This window comes from Janibacter hoylei PVAS-1, from assembly GCF_004025845.1.
GTDB classification, from domain to species: domain Bacteria; phylum Actinomycetota; class Actinomycetes; order Actinomycetales; family Dermatophilaceae; genus Janibacter; species Janibacter hoylei.
In genome coordinates, this window is the sequence record NZ_PIPF01000001.1 from 431,856 (window position 1) to 449,867 (window position 18,012).

Below are 18,012 nucleotides of genomic sequence, written 5' to 3' on the forward strand. Positions count from 1 at the left end.
GCCTCAGGCCCGCGGACGGGCCTCGTCGACGAGCAGGACGGGGATGCCGTCCTCGACCCGGTAGGCCAGACCGCAGTCGCCGCCGGTGCACACGAGCTCGGGGCCGGCGGCGCCGGTCTCGTCGCGCAGCTCGCTGCGGCACGCGGGGCAGCGCAAGATCTCCCGCAGCCAGGGCTCGATGACGGGGTCGCTCATGTCAGGCCTCTCGGATGGTCGTCAGGACGTCGTCGCGCACGCGGGCCATCGTCGCCTCGTCCGCGGCCTCGACGTTGAGCCGCAGGAGCGGCTCGGTGTTGCTGGGGCGCAGGTTGAACCACCACATCGGGCCGTCTGCTCCCGCGTGGGTGACGGTCAGCCCGTCGAGCTCGTCGACGACCGTCGCGTCGGTGACGAAGCGCTCCCGGACGACCTCGGTCACCGCGGCCGCGTCCGCGACCGTCGAGTTGATCTCGCCGGAGGCGACGTAGCGCTCGTAGGGCGCCATGACCTCGCTGAGCGGGGCGTCGGTCTCGCCGAGCGCGGCGAGCACGTGCATGGCCGCGAGCATCCCGGTGTCGGCGAACCAGAAGTCGCGGAAGTAGTAGTGCGCGGAGTGCTCGCCGCCGAAGACGGCGTCGTGCTCGCTCATGACCGCCTTGACGTAGGAGTGGCCGACGCGGGTGCGCACGGGCCGGGCACCCCCTTCGGCGATGATCTGGGGCACCGCGGCAGAGGTGATGGCGTTGTGCACGATCGCGACCTCGCCGGCGTCGCGCCCGGCGGCGACCTCGCGGTCGATCTCGCGGCGGGCGATCATCGCGGTGATCGCGCTCGGGCTGACCGGCTCGCCCCGCTCGTCGACGACGAAGCAGCGGTCGGCGTCACCGTCGAAGGCGATGCCGATGTCGGCGCCGTGGCTGCGCACCCGCTCCTGCAGGTCGACGAGATTCTTGGGGTCGAGGGGGTTGGCCTCGTGGTTGGGGAAGGTGCCGTCGAGCTCGAAGTACATCGGGTCGATCGTCAGGGGCAGCTCGGGCAGGCCCGAGCCGGTGCCGAGGACGGCGGGGACGGTGAGGCCGCCCATGCCGTTGCCGGCGTCGACGGTGACCCGGAGCGACCGGGAGCCGGAGAGGTCGACGAGCTCGCGCAGGAAGCCCGCGTAGTCGGCGAGGACGTCGCGCTCGGTGACCGTGCCCGGGCGCACCCCGTCGAAGGCGGAGACGCCGGCGTCGAGGTGCTGCTGGGCGAGGTCGCGGATGTCGGCGAGGCCGCTGTCCTGCCCGACCGGTCTGGCCCCGGCGCGGCAGAACTTGATGCCGTTGTACCTGGCCGGGTTGTGGCTGGCGGTGAACATCGCGCCGGGCAGACCGAGGGCACCACTGGCGTAGTACAGACCGTCGGTGCTCGCGAGCCCGATGAGGACGGCGTCCACGCCCCGGGCGGTGATGCCGCGGGCGAGGGCGTCGACGAGCTCCGGCGAGCTCGGGCGCATGTCGTGGCCGATGACCACGGCGGTGGCCCCCTCGGCGAGGGCGACGACCTCGGCGAAGGCCGCCCCGAGCGCGTGGGCGACGTCGATGTTCAGCTGGTCCGGGACGACGCCGCGCACGTCGTAGGCCTTGACGAAGTCGGAGAGCGTGGTGGTCACCCCGTCAGCCTAGTTCGCCCACGACGTCTCGTGGGCAGGGGTCGTCAGTCGCGGTCGCGCAGGACGCGCAGGTGGCCGCGGCGGCCGGTCTCGGTGACCGTCGTCGGCTCGGGGCGGGCCCTCGTCGGCAGGCTGGCGGTCCGCTCGGAGTCGGTCGCCGGCTCGGGGCGGCGGCGGACCGCCTCGGCGACGGCGACGAGGTCGTCGTAGGTGGCCGGGGCGGGCTGGTCGGTCGCCAGGCGCACGACGTCCCACCCGCGGGGAGCAGTGAGCCGCTGGGCGTGCTCGTCGCAGAGGTCGTAGGCGTGCGGCTCGGCGTAGGTGGCGAGCGGACCAAGGACGACCGTCGAGTCGGAGTAGACGTACGTGAGCGTCCCGGCGGCCGGTCGTGCGCAGGCGGCACGGGAGCACTGGCGGGAGAGAGTCACCCGTGCAGGCTAGGCCACGAGGGACCGGATGCACGAAGGCACGCCGACCGCCTCCCCCTACGATCGTGCTCGTGAGTCGTCATCGGGATCGTCGTGGACGGGGCCTGCGCGGTCCGCTGGCCGTGCCGGGGGTCCCCGCCATGACGACCCGAGCCGAGGCCTTCGACGACCTCGTGGTCGACACGGCGCAGCGCTTCCGCGGGGTGCTGGGCCGCCGGTGGGAGGCGGTCGAGTTCGCCGTCGAGGACATCCCACCGTCGGACCCGGCCGGCTGGGAGGACGGGGTCCCGCTGGCCCGCATGTGGCCGGCCGAGGGCGCCCTGCCCGCGCGGATCGTCGTCTACCGGCGCCCGGTGGAGACCGCCGCCCGAGGTGTCGAGCCCGTCGACCTCGTGCACGAGGTCATGGTCGAGCAGGTGGCGCTGCTGCTCGGGGTCGACCCCGACGAGGTCGACCCGGACCGCCGCTAGGGCGCCGCGGTCACCGACGGCCGGGACGAAGGGCGGTCAGCGCACCTGGGTGACGGGCACGTCGCGGACGGAGACCCGCGTGGGCAGCAGCGGGATCGAGGTCGTCTCGGCGCGCGGGTCGGACGACGGCGGGGCGAGCACCACGGCGCCGTGCAGCCTCCCCCGGGTCGGTCGCAGCCAGACGGCCTCGGCCCCGTCGACCTGCACCGTGGTCCCGCTGCGGGCCTCGAGGTCGATGCTCTCCGTGGTCACCTCGCCCTCGCGCTGTACGAAGAGCTCGGCGGACGCCGCGTCCTCCGGGGCGACGACCTGCACGAGTCGGCGCAGGCCCCTGTCGGCGTCGACGGGCAGCACCGCCCCGGCGAGGGTGCCTGCCGGTGGTGTCGCGACCGACCACGCATGGTCCTCGCGGTCGCGGTCGTCCTGCACGGTCGTCGCGGCCGCTGCGACGACGGGTTCGTCGGACTCGATCTCCCACCCGGCGAGCGCGGCGTCGGCGGGCAGCTCGACCTCGACCATCTCGTCGGCGGGCACGGTGACGACCTCGATGCTCGTCGCGGGCCCTTCGCCGAGCCGTCGCACCTGGACGACGGCGTCGCGCTCGCCCGGGGCGGCCAGGACGAGCGTGCGCGCGCTGCCCCCAGCCCAGCCGGGGACGACGAGGCGGCGGGCCGGCGCCGCCGTCGGGGGCACGATCTCGACACCCGCGGGGTCGAGACCGTCGCGGTGGTGGTCGACGAGGGTGGGCACGACGAGCCCGCCCGTCACCGTGACGTGCACCGCCTGCGGGTGCTGGGTGCCACCGATGCCGTCGAGCAGGACGACGCTGCGCCCGTGCGCGGGGACGACCACCGAGCGCTCGGCGTCGTCACCGGAGGTGCCGACGAGGTCGAGCTGGACGCTCACGGAGTTGCCGCCGGGGTTGGCGAGGACGAGGCGCTCCTGGCGTCCCGCCTCACCACCGCCCGCGACGAGCCAGGCGTCGGCGGTCGCGGTCGGGCAGGGGGTCGCGGCGAGACCTCGCACCTGCTTGCCACCGGCCTCGAGACTCTGGCCGGCGAGCAGCCCCGGGGCCCGCTCCTGCGTGGCCTGCACCCGCACGGCGTGCTCGTCGAGCTCGTCGAGGGTGCGGGTCGTCGGGCCGCTGCGCGGGGTGCCCTCCTCGGGTGTCGCCGGCTCGCCGGTGAGGGCCTCGACGGTGATGTCACCCGGCTCGTCCGTCGGCTCCACGAGCCCGTCGAGCACTTCTGCGGGAGCGGCGTGCGCGGTCACCGACCCGGCCACGTCGACCGTCGACGTCTCGTCGTCGCCGGCGAAGGGGTCCCCCGTGCAGTACGAGGTGGACTGGGTGGCGGCGACCCGGGCTGCCGTCGGCGGGGCCGCGGTGCCCGTCGACACCTCGCCCACGCGGCCGGCACCGACGACGAGGCCGGCGGCAGCCAGCCCGACGGCGGCGACCCGGACCACCGGGGGGACCCATCCGTTGGTCGAGGGACGTGGACTCACTCGTCCTCCTCGGGGTCGACGCGCCGCTCCGTGGGGAGTGCGAGGTAGAGGGCGAGCACGAGGGCCAGGGCCTGGCCCGCCTTCCACACCGGGTGACCGGCACCGACGTCGATGCTCACGTCCTCGGTGTCGTCCGGGAGCTCGTAGGTCGGGATGGCGCTGTGCGTGGCGGCCTCGAGCCGGCGCCCGTCGGCCCGCACCACCGCGCGGTCGCTCCAGTCGAGGGACTCGGCGACGACCAACGTGTCGCCGCCGACCGCGTCGACGTCGCCGTCGGTGTCGGCATGGGCACCCGTGGCGACGGTCGTGCTGGTGTCGCCGGCCTCGAGTCGCGCCCTCGAGGGCACCGCGCCACCGGTGACGTCGGAGCGCACCGCCCAGGTGATCGTGCCCGCGCTCGAACCGAGCCTGGCCAGCCCGGGCGAGGCGTCGACGAGGCGCCGCTGGGCGTCGGTGGGTGAGACGATGACCACGTGCGAGACGCCGTGCTCGGCGAAGACCTCGCTGGGGGTGCGGCCCCCTTCGCCCGCACCGAGCACCTGGGCCACCGCGGCAGCCACCTGCTCCTCGCCCGGGACGGGCGGCGACGACTCGGTCAGGTCGCGCACGAGCGGACCGGGCTCGGAGCCGACGAGGCGGTAGGAGACGCCGCTGTCGGTGGTCTCGACGACGAGGGTCCGGGAGGCGGTCGGCCCCTCGGCAGCAGCGACCGCCACGAGGGGGCGGGGCTCGCGCCAGGTCGCCAGCTGGTCCCCGTAGGAGTGCTGGCCGACGACGACGCCGCTGCCGATCGCGACCACCGGCAGCACGAGCGCCGGGAGCACGAGCCAGCGCCGGTGCCCGGCGCCGCGCCACGCACGAGGCAGCGTGTCGGCCGCGACGAGCACCGCGACGAGCGCCCCGGCGACGAGCAGCAGCTGACCGGCACCCACCCAGGGGGTGAGCGCTGCCCCGGCGCCGGGCTCGCCCTGTGCTCGGTGACCGATGACGAGGTGGGGCGCCCCCAGCGTCCAGGCGAGGCCGGCGAGGGCGCAGACCGCGGCGGCCCACGAGGCCGGGCGGCGCCCGGGCACCAGCAGGGCGATCGCGCCGAGGGCAAGCAGGGCCGCGGTCCACCAGGTCGTCGTGGCACCGCCGGCGAGCTGGCCGAGCGCGAGGCGGTCGACGGCGGTCGGGTCCTGGGTGGCGGTCATGCCCCAGCCGGCCAGCAGCCGGCGCGGTGCAGCCTGCAGCGTGAGCAGCCAGGGGCCCGCGAGCAGGAGCGGGACGGCGACGAGGGCCACGCCGGCCCAGCGCCTGCGGGCGTCACCGACCAGGAGCAGACCGAGACCGGCCGCGACGACGACCACCCCGGCGAGCGGCACGAGGCTCGCGAGCAGTGCGGCCCACAGCGCGGTCCGCACCGTGGCGCTCGGGGCCGCGGTGCGCCGCGTCGCCCGGACGACGCCGGCACCGACGCGGGGCAGCAGCACGAGCAGGGCGATGGCCCCGATCCGTCCCTCACCCACGGCGGCGGCGGCCGGGGCCGTCGTCACCCAGGCGAGGGCGGCAGCGGCGCGCAGCCAGCGACGATCGGTGAAGGTGCCGGCCGCACCGTAGGCGGTGAGGGCTGCCAGGGGCAGGGCGGTGACGACGAGGAGGGTGAGCACCATGCCGGCGGGCGAGTGGCCCGAACCGAGCCCGGGCACCCAGCCGACGAGACCGCTGAGCGCCGCGAGGACGACGACGGCCGGGCTCTGCTCCGCGGCACCGCCCCAGCCGGGTCCGTGCCACGTCATCCACCACGAGTCCCAGAGCTGGCCCGCCGTCGCGCGGCCGCCGAGCAGCTCACCCCCGACGAGGCCGGAGTCGACACGGTGGCGCAGCTGCGCCGTGACGTGACGGGCCGACCAGGCCGACAGCGCGCACGTCGCGACGAGGAGCCACAGGAGGGGATGCGTCAGCCACCCACCGCCCCGCTCGACCTCGAGCGAGCGCGCCTCGACCGCGGCGCCCGGCCCGGTCGACCCCCGGGCCTCGTCGACGAGACGACGGCGCGCCTCGCGCGGGGTGACGAAGAGGGCATCGAGGTCGCCACGGGCGACCTCGCGCGGGGCCCTGCCCCGCAGGCGAGAGCGCAGGGTGCGCACGTCGAGGACCGCCGGGAGGCTGGCCAGCTCGTCGGCGCCCATGCCGGGGCGCTTGAGGACGACGAGCGCCAGACCACCCACGAGACTGCTCAGGGCGATCCACAGCGCGACGAAGGGGGCGGCGGCGAAGTGGGCCCGGGCCAGGGCCGCGCGGCGGGCCTGGCGCCGGTGGTCAGGGGTGGGGCGAAGCTCGGCGGCGGTCGGTCGCACGGCGACGGCCGCACGAGGCGCGAGCACCACGCGACGGCCGGCCCGCTGCGAGCGCCAGCCGAGGTCGAGGTCGCCCCCGAGATCCCCGAGCGCCGGGTCGTGCCCGTCGAGGGCCTCGTAGGTGTCGCGGTCGATGAGCAGACCGTCGAGGGGCGCGGCGACCGCGTCGACGTCACCGTCGTGCTGCCCCTGGTCGGTCGTGCCTGCCACGGGCGTCGGGACGATCCGACCCGTGCGGGTCACCTGGAGCCCGAGGCGGACGATGCGCGAGGGGTCGCGCTCGTCGACGAGCTTCGGCCCCACCATGCCGACGCCCCGACCGCTCGCCGCGACGAGCAGTCGCAGGGCCTCGGGGTGGGGTCGGGTCCGGGAGGTGAGGACCCACACGAGGTCGCGTCCGGAGCCGTCGCGCGGCAGCCGATCGACCATGGCCGGCAGGATCCTGCGGATGCCACGGCGCGGGCCGAGGGTGCTCGTCAAGACCTCGATCCCGGCGTCGGCCACGGGAGCGAGGAGGTCGCTCGTGTCGCCGAGACCGTCGAGGGCCCCGTCGACGAGGAGGAGTCGATCGGGGAGACGGTCCTGGGCGAGGAGGGAGCTGAGGACCTGTCCTGCGTCGTCACGGCTGCGCGCCACGACGACGGCGGTGACGGTGACCGGAGGCGTCGTCGTCCGCCGGGAGGGGGTGGCGGAGGTCGACGGGAGGCTGCGCTGCGTCACGACCTCGCCGACAGTCAGACTGCGCGCTTCTTGAGCTTGCGGCGCTCGCGCTCGGACAGACCGCCCCAGATGCCGAAACGTTCGTCGTGCTCGAGCGCGTACTCGAGGCACTCCTGGCGGACCTCGCACCCGACGCAGACCTTCTTGGCCTCGCGGGTGGACCCGCCCTTTTCGGGGAAGAAGGCCTCAGGATCCGTCTGGGCGCAGAGCGATCGCTCCTGCCAGGACATCTCCGATGCCTCGTCGGTGGTCTCACCACCCATGATCAGCTGAAGTTCGTGCATGGTCCCTCCTCGACCTCGACACACTCGACCCGGACTTCGTGCCGCGTGGCCGTGACCACGTGACATGTCTGTAATTACATGCGTGTCATGCGTGCGTCGTCAAGCCGGGGAGGCTATGGAGCGTTGAACGGTCGGGCGGGCACTCCCCTTCGTCACGGGGCTGAGACGATGTCCCCCATGCGCATCACCGTCATCACCGGGGGACGTCCCGGCGCCCGATTTGTCCGCGACCTCGTCGACCACGCCTCCGCCTCCCCCACCCCCGCCGAGATCAGCGTCATCGCCAACACTGGCGACGACATCTCGCTGTGGGGTCTGCGCATGTCACCCGACGTCGACGCCGTGCTCGCCGCGCTCGCCGACGAGCCCGACGACGGCTCCGACAGCGTGGCCCGCGAGCTCACCGCACTCGACGTCGGCCCGCAGTGGTTCCCCGTCACCGACCGCCAGGTCGCGACCCACCTCGCCCGCACGGCCTGGCTCGGCATGGGTGCCACCCCGTCCGAGGTCACCGCCCGACTCGCCGAGCGCCTGGGCCTCGCCGACCGCGGGGTGCGCCTGCTCCCCATGAGCGACGTCCCGGTCGAGACGCACGCCGTGCTCGACGGCGAGGAGCAGCAGCAGGCGGTGCACGTCCAGCAGTGGCGCCACGAGCTCGGCTGCCCGCCCGCGACCCGCTTCATCGTCGCCGGCATGGACCGCGCCGCCGCGGCCCCCGGCGTGCTCGAGGCGATCCGTGAGGCCGACCTCGTCCTCCTCGCGCCCGGCGACCCGGTGCTCTCCATCGGCATCGTCCTCGGCGTGCCCGGCATCCGTGACGCGCTGCGCGGCACCTCCGCCCAGGTCGTCGGCATCACCCCCGAGCTCGACGACCTCGGCCCCTCCCTCGCCGCCGTCGGTGTCGAGCCCACGGCCGATGCCGTCGCCGCGCTCTACCGCGACCTCCGCGCCACCTGGCTCCCCTCCGACGCCTCCCCCGCCGACGCCCTCGCTCGCGTCTGACGCACGTGATGCCCCGCGGATCGTCGACCGTCGCAGACGACGACCGGTGCGCTCAGAAGCGCGTCGGCAGGTGCGTGGGCAGCGAGCGACGGGGGCCGCGTCGAGGGCGGTGCCCGGCGGTGGCGGTGATGACGACCTGGGCGCGGTAGCGGTGGCCGGCATACGGCTCGAGCAGCTCCGCCATGCGGGAGTCGTCGCCGACGACCCCGTCGAGTGCGAGGGTGACGTCCTTGGCGACGTGGTAGTCGCCGAAGCTCGGTGAGTCGGGGTCGCCGAGGGCGCGCTGGGCGACCTCGGCGGCGGTCCAGACCCCGATGCCGGGCAGGGAGCGCATCCGCGAGTGCGCCTGCTCCAGCGACAGGTCGGCGCACTCGTCGAGGCGGCCGGCCACCCGCATCGCCCGGACGACGACGCGGGAGCGAGCGCCGTCGACGCCGGCGCGCAGCCAGGCCCACGAGGGGATGCGGGCCCAGTCGGCAGGGCTCGGTGGGCAGACCAGGCCGAGCTGCTCCCCCGGGCCCGGGGCCGGACTGCCGAAGCGCCGGACGAGCTGGCGCTGGCTGCTGAAGGCCTCGCGGCCGGTGACCTTCTGCTCGAGCACCGAGCAGACGAGCATCTGGGCGACGAGCCCGTTGGCCGGCACCCGCCAGGTCCGCATCCGCGGCCACCCCCGAGCCACGAGGTCGTGGCGGGGGGTGAAGTCGCTCGGGTCGTCCCGCCCGCCGACGAGGTCCGGCAGGCGCTCGAGCATCCAGTCGGCGCCGTCGCCCCAGGCGGAGGCGAGGACGTCGCTCCCTTCGCTCGTCAGGTGGAGGGTCACGGGACCGTCGGGCGTGGTCCAGGCGAACCACCAGTCGTCGCTGACGCGATGGCTCGTCGGGTCGCCGGAGCCACGGACGAAGCGGGGCAGCACCAGGGCGAGGTCGACGGGCTCGGGCGGCCGGTGGCGTCGCGTCGTCGGGCCGGTGGACGTGCTCACGCAGCCGATTGTGCCGGTCAGGGGTGACATAGCGTGACGGCATGCGACCGACGGAGCACGTGCTCGACATGTTTGCCGTGCCCGGGGACCTCGAGCCGGCACCGGGAGGGCGCGGCCGCAGCGTGCGCGCGGGCGACCTCGTCCTCTCCCCCGGGCGAGATCCTCGCGTCCAGGATCTGCTCAGCCCGATGCTCGCCCGGCTCGCGGTCGACCTCGACACCCGCCCGGGGCGCGACCACCGGGACCTGCGGATCGCGATGCCGGTGCCCGCTCGCGACGGCAGCTGGGTCGTCGACGGCTGGGCCGCCACGCGCTTCGAGCCCGCGGCGCGTGAGCTCACCGACCCCGCCGCGACCCGGGCGGTGGGCGCCGTGCTGCACGCGGAGCTCTCGCGGGCCATCACCTGCTGGCCCCCGGCTCAGGAGCCCCCGGTGGGGCGGTGGTCCGTGGCCGAGCGAGTGGCCTTCGGCGAGGACCCGCTCCCCGACGGGATCGACCCCGAGGTGCAGGGCCTGCTCGATCACCTCGCCGCGGCCCGTGACGACACCGACCTCGGCCCCGCACAGCTCGTCCACGGCGAACTCGCCGGCAACATCCTGCTCGACCCGCATGGCGCTCCGGTCGTCATCGACCTCGCCCCGTACTGGCGGCCGGCCCTGTGGGCGGAGGCGACAGCGGTGCTCGACGGCGTCGTGCGCGGTCACGCTGACCCCTTCGCCGTGGACGAGTGGGTCAGCGGCCCGCGCGGGCAGGCGATGGTGCGGGCCGCGATCTTCCGCGTCCTCGGCGACCGGCCGGCTGACCTGCCCGTCTACGCGGCAGCGCTCGACCCGCTGCTCGCGCGGGATCTGCGCTGAGCCGTCAGCGCTTGCGGAAGGTCAGCAGGATGAAGGTGTAGTCGAGGTCGACCCTCGACCAGTGGACCGGGCGCTCGCTGTGCGCCAGCGTCGCGTCGTCGATCGTGCCGACGAGCTCGAGACCGTGGCGGTCGGCCATGGCCACGAGGTCGCGGATCTCGTCCGGCGAGAAGATGTGGACCTGCGAGCCGTAGATCACCTTGCCCGTCGTGTCCGGCGGGTCCTGGTCGTAGTCCGTCGAGACGACGAGCACGCCACCGGGGCGCAGCAGGCGCGCCGACTCGGCGACGAAGCCCTCGAGGGGTACGCCGTGCTCGATGACCGACATGCAGGTGATGGCGTCGAGGTGCCCGGTCGGCAGACCGGTGTCGGTGACGTCGCCATAGCGGAAGACGACGCCGTCACGCGTCACCTGCGACCCGAACTCGAGGTTGATGCCGATGAGCGACCCGGCCGCGGCACCGAAGCCGTAGAGCCGCAGCCACGGCAGCACCGGCGAGTAGCGCGCGCTGCCGGCGTCCATGACCCGCGCGCTGCGGGACCCGTCGTCGACGAGGTCGAGCACCGCGGCGACCGCGCCGAGGGCGTCCCAGTTCTTGGGGAGGTCGCGGTGGAGCGGCAGACGCAGGCGCTTGGCCTCGTCGGTCGCCCGTCGCCACGTCGCGGCATCGGTGAGCACGCCGGTCGGCGCCACGCTCGCCGGAGCGGGACGGGCGCCCTGCGTCCGCGCCTCGAGCCGCCGCTGGAGGGCCACCCGGCCCCACAGGAGGTGCTCGGCGCCGCGCTTGGCGACGGCGAGCAGGCGGCCGCCGGGAGGTGCGGCGATCTGGCCGCCGGGGGTGGAGTCAGACATGAGGCATCACCTTACGGGGACGGGTCGCGGTCAGTGGTGGGTGTGCCACCGTCCGGGAGGAGGTCGTGGGACTTCGCCCACAGCCAGCCGAGAGCAGCCCAGACGACATCGGCGAGCACGGTGAGGAAGCGGGCGACGACGACGACGGCGGTGGCCGCCGAGACGGACATCTGGGTGGTGAGGAGCAGGACCATGACGCCGTCGCGGACCCCGACGCCTGCGGGCACGACGATGCTGAACATCCCGATGCCGGCAGCCAGCAGGTAGCCCGAGACCGCGACGAGCAGCAGGCGTGAGGCATCGGCGTCGTCCGGGGCGACGTTGCGCGCCATGACCCACACGGCCAACCCGCCGACCAGCCAGGAGAGGGTGAACCACAGGCTCGACAACCCGACGGCTGCGTGGCTGAGGTCGTGCTCGAGCGGCTCGCGACGCAGCAGGCGCAGCAGCGTGCGGATGCCGTGGTTGAGCAGCGGGGGCCACAGCAGGATGCCGAGGACCGCGACGATGAGCAGGAGCGCCCACCACGGGATGACGGCGTCACCCCGGGTGAGCAGCACCGGAAGCGCCGGGAGCCCGGCGATCATGCCCGTGAGCGCGGACAGGGCGATGCACAGCAGGCCGACCACCGCGCTCCGACGTCGCGGGACGCCCAGTTTGGCGGCCATCTCGGTCTGCACGACGACCGACCACACCGAGCCGGGCAGGTACTTGCCGAGCTGGCCGACGAAGAAGACCCCGCTGGCCTGGGCGATGTGCAGCCGCGACCCGAGGTCGGCGAGCAGGACCCGCCAGCCGAGCACCGTGAAGAAGGGTGAGAGCAGCGACAGCACGACGGCCCCGAGGATCGTCACCGGCCCGAGTCGGCCGAGGTCGCCCTGCACCTCTTCCCAGTTGCTCCACAGCGCGATCCCGACGGCGACGAGGACGACGACGAGGAAGCCGATGCGCAGCACGTCGAGGAGCCGCTTGCGTCCGCTCCGCACCGGGGTGGTCGGCGCCGTCATCGGCGCCGGAAGGTCAGTCGCACGAGGGCGTGCGCAGCGTCCGGGTCGTGGCTGACCCGGGAGGCATGACGGACCCGCGAGGTGATGTCGCCGTCGACGTCCCCGACGAGGTCGAAGCCCGCGTCGGCCGCCCGCGCGACGACGGCCTGCAGGTCGGCGGGCCCCCCGACGACGTCCTGACCCACGCCGCCGACCGGCAGGGTGAGGCAGAGCAGGCCGCCCGAGCGCAGCGCCCACCCGGCCTGCGTCAGGGTCTCGTCGACGTCTGCGGCGCTGGCGTCGTCCGGGTGCAGCCGGGTGACGAGGTCGAGGGTCGCGGTGTCGACGGTGAGCAGGGACATCGAGGAGCGGGCACCGGTCAGCTCGACCTCGACCGGTGCGTAGCCCACGGACCGGGCCCACCGACCGAAGGGGGACCCGCTGCCCGAGGCGTCGACGACGAGGGCCTCGCGCCGGTCGCCGTCGCGCAGCCCCAGGAGCACCTCGAGGGCACCCAGAGCCGCCCACTCGGCGATCTCGTCGCCCTCGCGGGGCAGGCCCAGCTCGCGGGCGAGCTCGCGCGCGCGGGTCGCGTCGTCGTCGTGGACGAGCGCGTCGGTCGGGCGCACCCAGGTCGGGAAGTCACCGGGGCCGAGGTCGATCCGCGGGCGGCGGCTGGCCCGAGCGGCCCGCGCGAAGCCCACGAGGTCCTCTGCCCGGTCGGCGACCCGGCCAAGGCGCGAGCGACGGCGCGGCACGGTGCGCGCGGTCGGGTCGGCGCCGATCCCGGCGGCGCTGAGCGCCTCGAGGGAGCCGACGTACCGGGCCCACGGCGCGTGCAGGTCGGGCGCGGTGACGCCGCGACGGATCCGGTCGACCTCGTCGGGGTCGGTGAGCCGCTCGAGCACCTCGACGATCGCGTCCTCGTCCTCGGGGGGCACGAGGTAGCCGTCGACGCCGTCGTGCACCTGGTCGCCGAAGGTGCCCACGTCGGAGGCGAGCACGGCGAGGCCGTGCTGGTGCGCGAGGAGCACGTTCTGGCTCGCCGTCGCGCTGCGATAGGTCAGGGAGAGCACGTCGTGCTGGGCGAGGAGCGGTGCGATGCGGTCGGCGGGCACGTAGCCGCTGTGGATCTCGACGCGGTCGCGCAGGTCGCGGTGCTCGGCGAGGCGGCGGATCTCGTCGCCCGCGTCGCCCCAGATCTCGCCGGCGACCGTGAGCGTGACCCCGGGCACGCGGAGCATGGCCCGCATGAGCACGTCGATCCCCTTGTAGCCGCGCACGAGGCCGAGCGCGAGCAGCCGCGCAGGTCCACGGTGCTCGCGGCGCTCCACGGGGTCGCCGCCGGGCAGGTGCGGGGGCAGGTCGGTGACGACGACGTGCTCGGCGTCGAGCTCACGGGCCAGCCGCGACTGCTCGGCGGAGTGGACGACGACGGCGTCGACCCGGCGAAAGAAGGTGCGCATGAGCGCGGCGTCACCGGGGTGCGGCTCGTGGGGCAGGACGTTGTGCGCGATGACGACGCTGCGCGGCCCGCGCCCGGTCATCGCGGTGCGCCCCACACCGGCGGCCCGCAGCAGGGTGAGGTGGAGCGGCACGACGGGCGGGATGACGTGGACGACGATGATGAGGTCGACGTCGCACAGCCTGCGCCCGGCCCGCACGAGGGAGTCGGGCCGAGCCCAGGACAGGGCACGCACCGTGCGCGGGAAGGGCTCGACGTCCGGGTCCCCTGCGCTGGGCACCGACTGCTCGCCGGGGTAGAAGAAGCTTGGGTAGAGGTGGCTCCACGACACGAGGGTGACGTCGTGGCCGGCGTCCTCGAGCTCGTGGGCGAGGGTGGTCGTGTGCGACGCGACGCCCCCCTTGTAGGGGTGGGTGGGGCCGACGACGGCGATCTTCAACGAGGCGTCACCGGGACGGCCGTCGGGATCGGGGGCGTGGTGCGCGCTCATCGCGGGCAGCCTATGCGACCGGCCCGACTCATCGCGGGACGTGACCGGTCCACACGACGAGGCGAAGGGGGTCGAGCTCCTCGGGTCGCTCGGTGAGCACGTGCGGGTCCTCCATGATCACCGTGTCGAGGACCGTCCGGACATCGGTCGCGCCGAGGTCGCGCAGCGTCGCGGGCTCCCGGTGGGCCACCAGGACGAGCTGGCCACCGCGGGCGCGGACCCGCTCGTCGAGGCGCCGGGCCGCGGCGAGCACCTGCTCCGGGTCGTCACGCAGTCGTCCCGTCGTCGCGACGGAGGGTACGCCGCACATGCCGCGCGTCACCTGCGTCCAGTGGTTGACGGCCCAGTCATCGACGGCGAGGACGACGTCGCCGGGCTCGAAGGCGTCGCAGTAGGCCTCCGCCGCCGCGAGCCCCCCGGCCTCGACGCGCTCGTCGTGGTGCGGCCACGTGGCCAGGCCGGTCGGGACGGCGGTCGCCGCGAGCAGGGCGACGAGGGCGCCGCCCGCGGCGACCCGACCCCATCGCTGCCGCGCCTGCCGGGCACCCCACCAGGCGGCGGCGACGGCGAGCACGAGGGCGAGCGGCAGCGCGACGAGCAGCCGCCGGTCCGCCCAGGGGTGGTCGGGCGTGATGCCGGGTCGCACGAGGGTGAGCAGGGTCGAGCCCGTCGTGACGACGAGTGCGGCACCCCAGACCGGCAGGTCACCACCGCGCGTCCACCAGGTGCCCAGCCGGCGGAAGAGCACCGCGAGGGCGAGCAGGGCGAGGACGAGCGCCGCGGGGCCGACCCACCAGGCGAGCCAGTCCACCGAGTGCTCGGCGTAGGTCCGCCCGCCGTCGATCGGCAGGCCGAGCTCGGCCTGCATCCGGGCGACGTACATGGCCCCCGGGTCCATCGGGTCCTGCCGGGTGGTCATGACGAGCGGGCGAAGGGGGAGGAGCACCCCGACGACGAGCACGGCCCCGGCGAGCAGGTCGGGCAGCCGGCGGGCGACACCGCTCGGCAGGCTCATCCCGGCCCGGGCCCGCCGCAGCAGCCACCACGAGGCGCCGGACATGAGGACGACGAGACCGACGAGCGGCACGAGCGAGCCGCCGATCTCGCCGAGGTAGCGCCAGCTCATCGCGCCGGCGACCGCGAAGCCGGCGAGGGTCGTCACGCTCGCGCCGACGAGCAGGGGCTTGGCCCAGCCGCGCCCACGCGCCAGGAGGAGCGCCGCCACGGGGACGAGCAGCATCGTCTCGCGGAGCGCGTCGATGCGCACGATCGAGGTGCCACCGACGAGGCCGCCGGCCAGGAGCGCGGCGAGGCGCAGTGCCCGGGCGCGGTCCCCTTCGCCCTCCTCCCCCGCCCCAGCAAGGAGGGTCAGCGCGAGGAAACCGGCGCCGAGGGTCAGGCCGGCGAGCGGCTCGGAGTAGGTCGAGCGGGCCGTGTGCAGCCACGGGAAGCAGGCGCCGACGAGCACCGCCGCCGGTGCCGCCGCGGCCGGCGCGACCACGCGCGAGACGAGCAGACCGATGGCGAGCAGCGCGAGGCCACCGGCGACGGCCGGCGCCCACAGCACGGGGGTCGCCCCCCCGGCCCACCAGGGCAGCGAGTACACGAGCGCCGGCCCGGGCATGAACTGCGGCTGGACCTGCGGCTCCTCCGGCGAGCCGATCTCGTAGAAGGCTGGCGCCTCGAGGGTCAGCCCGTCCTCCGCGAGGGTCTCGGGACCACCGATGGTCTCGGCGTCCACGGCGACCGGACGAGAGCCCGTCTCGGCCAGGTAGATCGTCGCCTGGAGGTAGCTCGCCGAGTCCCGCCGGGGCATGACCTGCTCGGAGTGGGTGGCACCGGTCCACAGGGTGACCGCGACGACCCCGAGCACGAGGGCGGCGGCAGCAACGGGTCCCATGGCCCGCCCTGAGGGTCGGGGCAGCCACCTCGAGACGGCGACCGCCCCCGCTGCGCTCACGACAGCGACGACCACACCGACGAGGGGCGTCCACGCGCCGACGGCGGCAGCGAGGGACCCGACGAAACCGAGGACCACGACCCAGGCAGCAGCCGCGACGACGAGCCGCTCCAGGGCCGGGGCGACGTCGGGGCGGGTGCTCGTCGGGGTCTCCACGGCGGCCACGGTATCCGGCGGGCGGTCACCCCCTTCGTAGGCTGGGCCCATGCCGACCCCCGCACACGTCCTGGCCGAGATCAACCGCACCGACTCCGCCGCCCCGCGGATCACCTGCTACGACGACGTGCCCGGCCCCACCGCCGGCGAACGCATCGAGCTGTCGGGCCGAGTCATCGGCACCTGGGTGAGCAAGGCGGCCAATGCGCTGCAGGAGGAGTGGGACCTCGAGCCGGGGTCGACGGTGCGGCTGGCGATGCGGCCGCACTGGCGACTCGTCTACTGGGCCTGGGCGGTGTGGTCGGTCGGCGCGTGCGTCGACCTCGACGGGACCGGTCCCGTCGACCTCGTCGTCACCGACGACCTCGAGCAGCTGGCGTCGGACGGCCCGGGCGTCCTCGTGACGCGGGCCTCGCTGGCCCGCCGCTCACCCGCTCCCGTGCCCGAGGGCGTCATGGACGAGGCGGCCGACCTGGCGTCCTACGGCGATGACTTCACCCCCTGGGCCGAGCCCGAGGACGACGACCCTGCCCTGCGCACGGCGGGCGGGGTGGGCAGCTACGGCCAGCTCGTGGCGGGCTGCGGCGCCGCGGCCCGGGTCCAGCTCGTCGACCCGACCGCCGAGGCCCTGCTGCGCACGACCCTCGACGTGTGGTCACGTGGCGGCTCGCTCGTCGTCCACCTCGGCCCCACCGACGCGGCGACTCTCGAGCGCCGGGCACGGGCGGAGGGCGTCACCGCCTGACCGATGCGCGGTCACGGTGATGCCCTCCGGGTGCACGCTCAGCGGCGGGCCCGGGCCTCTCGGTCGATCGCCTGCCAGGTGACTCCCCCGACGTAGCCGGTGCTCGTCAGGCCGTGGCGACGCTGCAGCGCCTTGACGGCGTCACGGGTCTCGTCGGAGAAGACCCCGTCGACCTCCAGACCCAGCGTGCGCTGGACGACCCGCACGGCCTCGCCGGTCGAGCCCGGCTTGAGGACCACCGTGCGGTGCATGGCCGACGGGTGGTCCTTGCTCTCGAGGCGAGCCCAGACCTTGTCGTCGGTGATCCCGGTGACCGGCAGCCCCTCCTTCGCCTGGAAGGACCGCACCGCCTTGACCGTGCCGCTGCCGTAGACGCCGTCGACGGCGACGCCGCCGAGGGCACGCTGCAGGGTCTTGACGTGGGCGCCACGGGCACCGCTCGCCAGGACCGTCGAGCGGACGCTGTCGTAGGGCGTGCTCGTCGAGACGGTGGCCCCGCGCGAGGGGTCGGCCGCCGGCTTGGCCGCCGCAGCCCGCACCCCGGTCTTGGTGTAGCTCTTGCCGGCGAGGGCGCGCCAGACGTTCGGCGAGACGATGCCGTTCTGGTCCAGCTGCTTGGACTTCTGGTACGCCTTGACCGCCCGCTCCGTGCCCGATCCGAAGACGCCGTCGGCGTCGATCTTCAGCTTCTTCTGCAGGGCCGTGACGGCTGCACCGCGGTCGCCCTTCCGGATCTTCGTGTCGAGGAAGGGGGTGAGGTCGCCCGAGGGTGCAGCCGGCTTGGTCGGCTTGGCCGGGTCGGTCTTGGTGTACTTCAGGCCGGCCAGGGCGCGCCAGACGTTCGGCGAGACGATGCCGTTCTGGTCCAGCTCCTTGGACTTCTGGTAGGCCTTGACGGCCTTCTCGGTACCGGAGCCGAAGACGCCGTCGGCGTCGATCCTCAGCTTCTTCTGCAGCGCCGTCACGGCAGCACCACGGTCGCCCTTGCGGATCTTCGTGGTCAGGTACTTCGCCAGGTCACCGCCCAGGGTCGCCGGCGTGGTCGGCTTGGCCGGGTCGGTCTTCGTGTACTTCAGGCCGGCCAGAGCACGCCAGACGTTCGGCGAGACGATGCCGTTCTGATCCAGCTCCTTCGACTTCTGGTA

Annotated in this window: 16 protein-coding genes; 4 read left to right on the forward strand and 12 right to left on the reverse strand. The window is 74.6% G+C overall.

From position 1 onward, the window contains the following. Positions 1 to 3: 3 nt before the first annotated feature. From CWN80_RS02210 to CWN80_RS02220, 3 genes are read right to left on the reverse strand one after another with little or no spacing between them, the layout of a single operon-like run. Complete coding sequence (locus CWN80_RS02210) at positions 4 to 195, reverse strand: Trm112 family protein (protein WP_007928887.1); 192 nt, start codon at positions 193 to 195, stop codon at positions 4 to 6. 1 nt (position 196) lies between these two features. Beyond that, the gene (locus CWN80_RS02215) at positions 197 to 1,627 is read right to left on the reverse strand and encodes a phosphomannomutase/phosphoglucomutase (RefSeq protein ID WP_007928889.1); all 1,431 of its coding nucleotides are present in this window, start codon (positions 1,625 to 1,627) and stop codon (positions 197 to 199) included. Between the two features lie 44 nt (positions 1,628 to 1,671). Next, positions 1,672 to 2,055 carry a DUF3499 domain-containing protein gene (locus CWN80_RS02220; RefSeq protein ID WP_007928891.1) on the reverse strand — a complete coding sequence of 128 codons (384 nt, stop codon included), beginning with the start codon at positions 2,053 to 2,055 and terminating at the stop codon, positions 1,672 to 1,674. A gap of 140 nt (positions 2,056 to 2,195) precedes the next feature. Here CWN80_RS02220 and CWN80_RS02225 point away from each other — a divergent pair, with 140 nt between their 5' ends. Then, a complete protein-coding gene (locus tag CWN80_RS02225; protein WP_007928892.1) occupies positions 2,196 to 2,525 on the forward strand; it encodes a metallopeptidase family protein in 330 nt (109 codons plus the stop codon). A gap of 36 nt (positions 2,526 to 2,561) precedes the next feature. On the opposite strand, the gene CWN80_RS02230 is transcribed toward CWN80_RS02225, so the two are convergent. From CWN80_RS02230 to CWN80_RS02240, 3 genes are read right to left on the reverse strand one after another with little or no spacing between them, the layout of a single operon-like run. Further along, on the reverse strand, positions 2,562 to 4,031 hold the full coding sequence (locus CWN80_RS02230; protein WP_128276794.1) for a DUF5719 family protein: 1,470 nt from the start codon (positions 4,029 to 4,031) through the stop codon (positions 2,562 to 2,564). Further along, the gene (locus CWN80_RS15490; RefSeq protein WP_128276795.1) at positions 4,028 to 7,090 is read right to left on the reverse strand and encodes a glycosyltransferase; all 3,063 of its coding nucleotides are present in this window, start codon (positions 7,088 to 7,090) and stop codon (positions 4,028 to 4,030) included. Before CWN80_RS15490 ends, CWN80_RS02230 begins: the two co-directional genes overlap by 4 nt. Positions 7,091 to 7,104: 14 nt before the next feature. After that, positions 7,105 to 7,374 (reverse strand): WhiB family transcriptional regulator, encoded by a 270-nt coding sequence (locus CWN80_RS02240; protein ID WP_007928899.1) that lies wholly within the window; start codon positions 7,372 to 7,374, stop codon positions 7,105 to 7,107. Positions 7,375 to 7,551: 177 nt separating this feature from the next. Between CWN80_RS02240 and CWN80_RS02245 the strand changes: the two genes are divergently transcribed. Then, a complete protein-coding gene (locus CWN80_RS02245) occupies positions 7,552 to 8,376 on the forward strand; it encodes a 2-phospho-L-lactate transferase CofD family protein (RefSeq protein WP_157986896.1) in 825 nt (274 codons plus the stop codon). Between the two features lie 52 nt (positions 8,377 to 8,428). Here CWN80_RS02245 and CWN80_RS02250 read toward each other — a convergent pair whose 3' ends face one another. Next, on the reverse strand, positions 8,429 to 9,355 hold the full coding sequence (locus CWN80_RS02250; RefSeq protein WP_007929839.1) for a DNA-3-methyladenine glycosylase family protein: 927 nt from the start codon (positions 9,353 to 9,355) through the stop codon (positions 8,429 to 8,431). A 41-nt stretch (positions 9,356 to 9,396) separates the two neighbouring features. On the opposite strand from CWN80_RS02250, the gene CWN80_RS02255 reads away from it, so the two are divergent. Next, positions 9,397 to 10,212: an aminoglycoside phosphotransferase/kinase family protein gene (locus CWN80_RS02255; protein WP_007929838.1), complete on the forward strand. Its 816-nt coding sequence runs from the start codon at positions 9,397 to 9,399 to the stop codon at positions 10,210 to 10,212. 4 nt (positions 10,213 to 10,216) lie between these two features. Here the strand turns inward: CWN80_RS02255 and CWN80_RS02260 are convergent, their stop codons facing one another. Genes CWN80_RS02260 through CWN80_RS02275 form a run of 4 tightly spaced genes read right to left on the reverse strand, consistent with a single transcriptional unit; the run spans position 10,217 to position 16,122 of the window. Then, on the reverse strand, positions 10,217 to 11,065 hold the full coding sequence (locus tag CWN80_RS02260; protein ID WP_007929837.1) for a methyltransferase domain-containing protein: 849 nt from the start codon (positions 11,063 to 11,065) through the stop codon (positions 10,217 to 10,219). A gap of 11 nt (positions 11,066 to 11,076) precedes the next feature. Continuing rightward, positions 11,077 to 12,072, reverse strand: a complete 996-nt coding sequence (locus CWN80_RS02265) for a lysylphosphatidylglycerol synthase domain-containing protein (protein ID WP_007929835.1) — start codon at positions 12,070 to 12,072, stop codon at positions 11,077 to 11,079. Next, positions 12,069 to 14,006, reverse strand: a complete 1,938-nt coding sequence (locus CWN80_RS02270) for a glycosyltransferase family 4 protein (RefSeq protein WP_128276798.1) — start codon at positions 14,004 to 14,006, stop codon at positions 12,069 to 12,071. Before CWN80_RS02270 ends, CWN80_RS02265 begins: the two co-directional genes overlap by 4 nt. Positions 14,007 to 14,034: 28 nt before the next feature. Further along, complete coding sequence (locus tag CWN80_RS02275; protein ID WP_128276799.1) at positions 14,035 to 16,122, reverse strand: hypothetical protein; 2,088 nt, start codon at positions 16,120 to 16,122, stop codon at positions 14,035 to 14,037. A gap of 49 nt (positions 16,123 to 16,171) precedes the next feature. Between CWN80_RS02275 and CWN80_RS02280 the strand changes: the two genes are divergently transcribed. Continuing rightward, on the forward strand, positions 16,172 to 16,867 hold the full coding sequence (locus CWN80_RS02280; protein WP_007926630.1) for a TIGR03089 family protein: 696 nt from the start codon (positions 16,172 to 16,174) through the stop codon (positions 16,865 to 16,867). 38 nt (positions 16,868 to 16,905) lie between these two features. Here the strand turns inward: CWN80_RS02280 and CWN80_RS02285 are convergent. Beyond that, a partial coding sequence (locus CWN80_RS02285; protein WP_192899827.1) for a peptidoglycan-binding domain-containing protein occupies positions 16,906 to 18,012 on the reverse strand: 1,107 nt, incomplete at its 5' end.

What these genes read in the sequence shown, in the direction of transcription:
- CWN80_RS02210 (WP_007928887.1), bottom strand. Translation starts at nt 195, where the DNA reads ATGAGCGACCCCGTCATCGAGCCCTGGCTGCGGGAGATCTTGCGCTGC.
- CWN80_RS02225 (WP_007928892.1), top strand. Translation starts at nt 2,196, where the DNA reads ATGACGACCCGAGCCGAGGCCTTCGACGACCTCGTGGTCGACACGGCG.
- CWN80_RS02240 (WP_007928899.1), bottom strand. Translation starts at nt 7,374, where the DNA reads ATGCACGAACTTCAGCTGATCATGGGTGGTGAGACCACCGACGAGGCA.
- CWN80_RS02245 (WP_157986896.1), top strand. Translation starts at nt 7,552, where the DNA reads ATGCGCATCACCGTCATCACCGGGGGACGTCCCGGCGCCCGATTTGTC.
- CWN80_RS02255 (WP_007929838.1), top strand. Translation starts at nt 9,397, where the DNA reads ATGCGACCGACGGAGCACGTGCTCGACATGTTTGCCGTGCCCGGGGAC.
- CWN80_RS02260 (WP_007929837.1), bottom strand. Translation starts at nt 11,065, where the DNA reads ATGTCTGACTCCACCCCCGGCGGCCAGATCGCCGCACCTCCCGGCGGC.
- CWN80_RS02265 (WP_007929835.1), bottom strand. Translation starts at nt 12,072, where the DNA reads ATGACGGCGCCGACCACCCCGGTGCGGAGCGGACGCAAGCGGCTCCTC.
- CWN80_RS02270 (WP_128276798.1), bottom strand. Translation starts at nt 14,006, where the DNA reads ATGAGCGCGCACCACGCCCCCGATCCCGACGGCCGTCCCGGTGACGCC.
- CWN80_RS02280 (WP_007926630.1), top strand. Translation starts at nt 16,172, where the DNA reads ATGCCGACCCCCGCACACGTCCTGGCCGAGATCAACCGCACCGACTCC.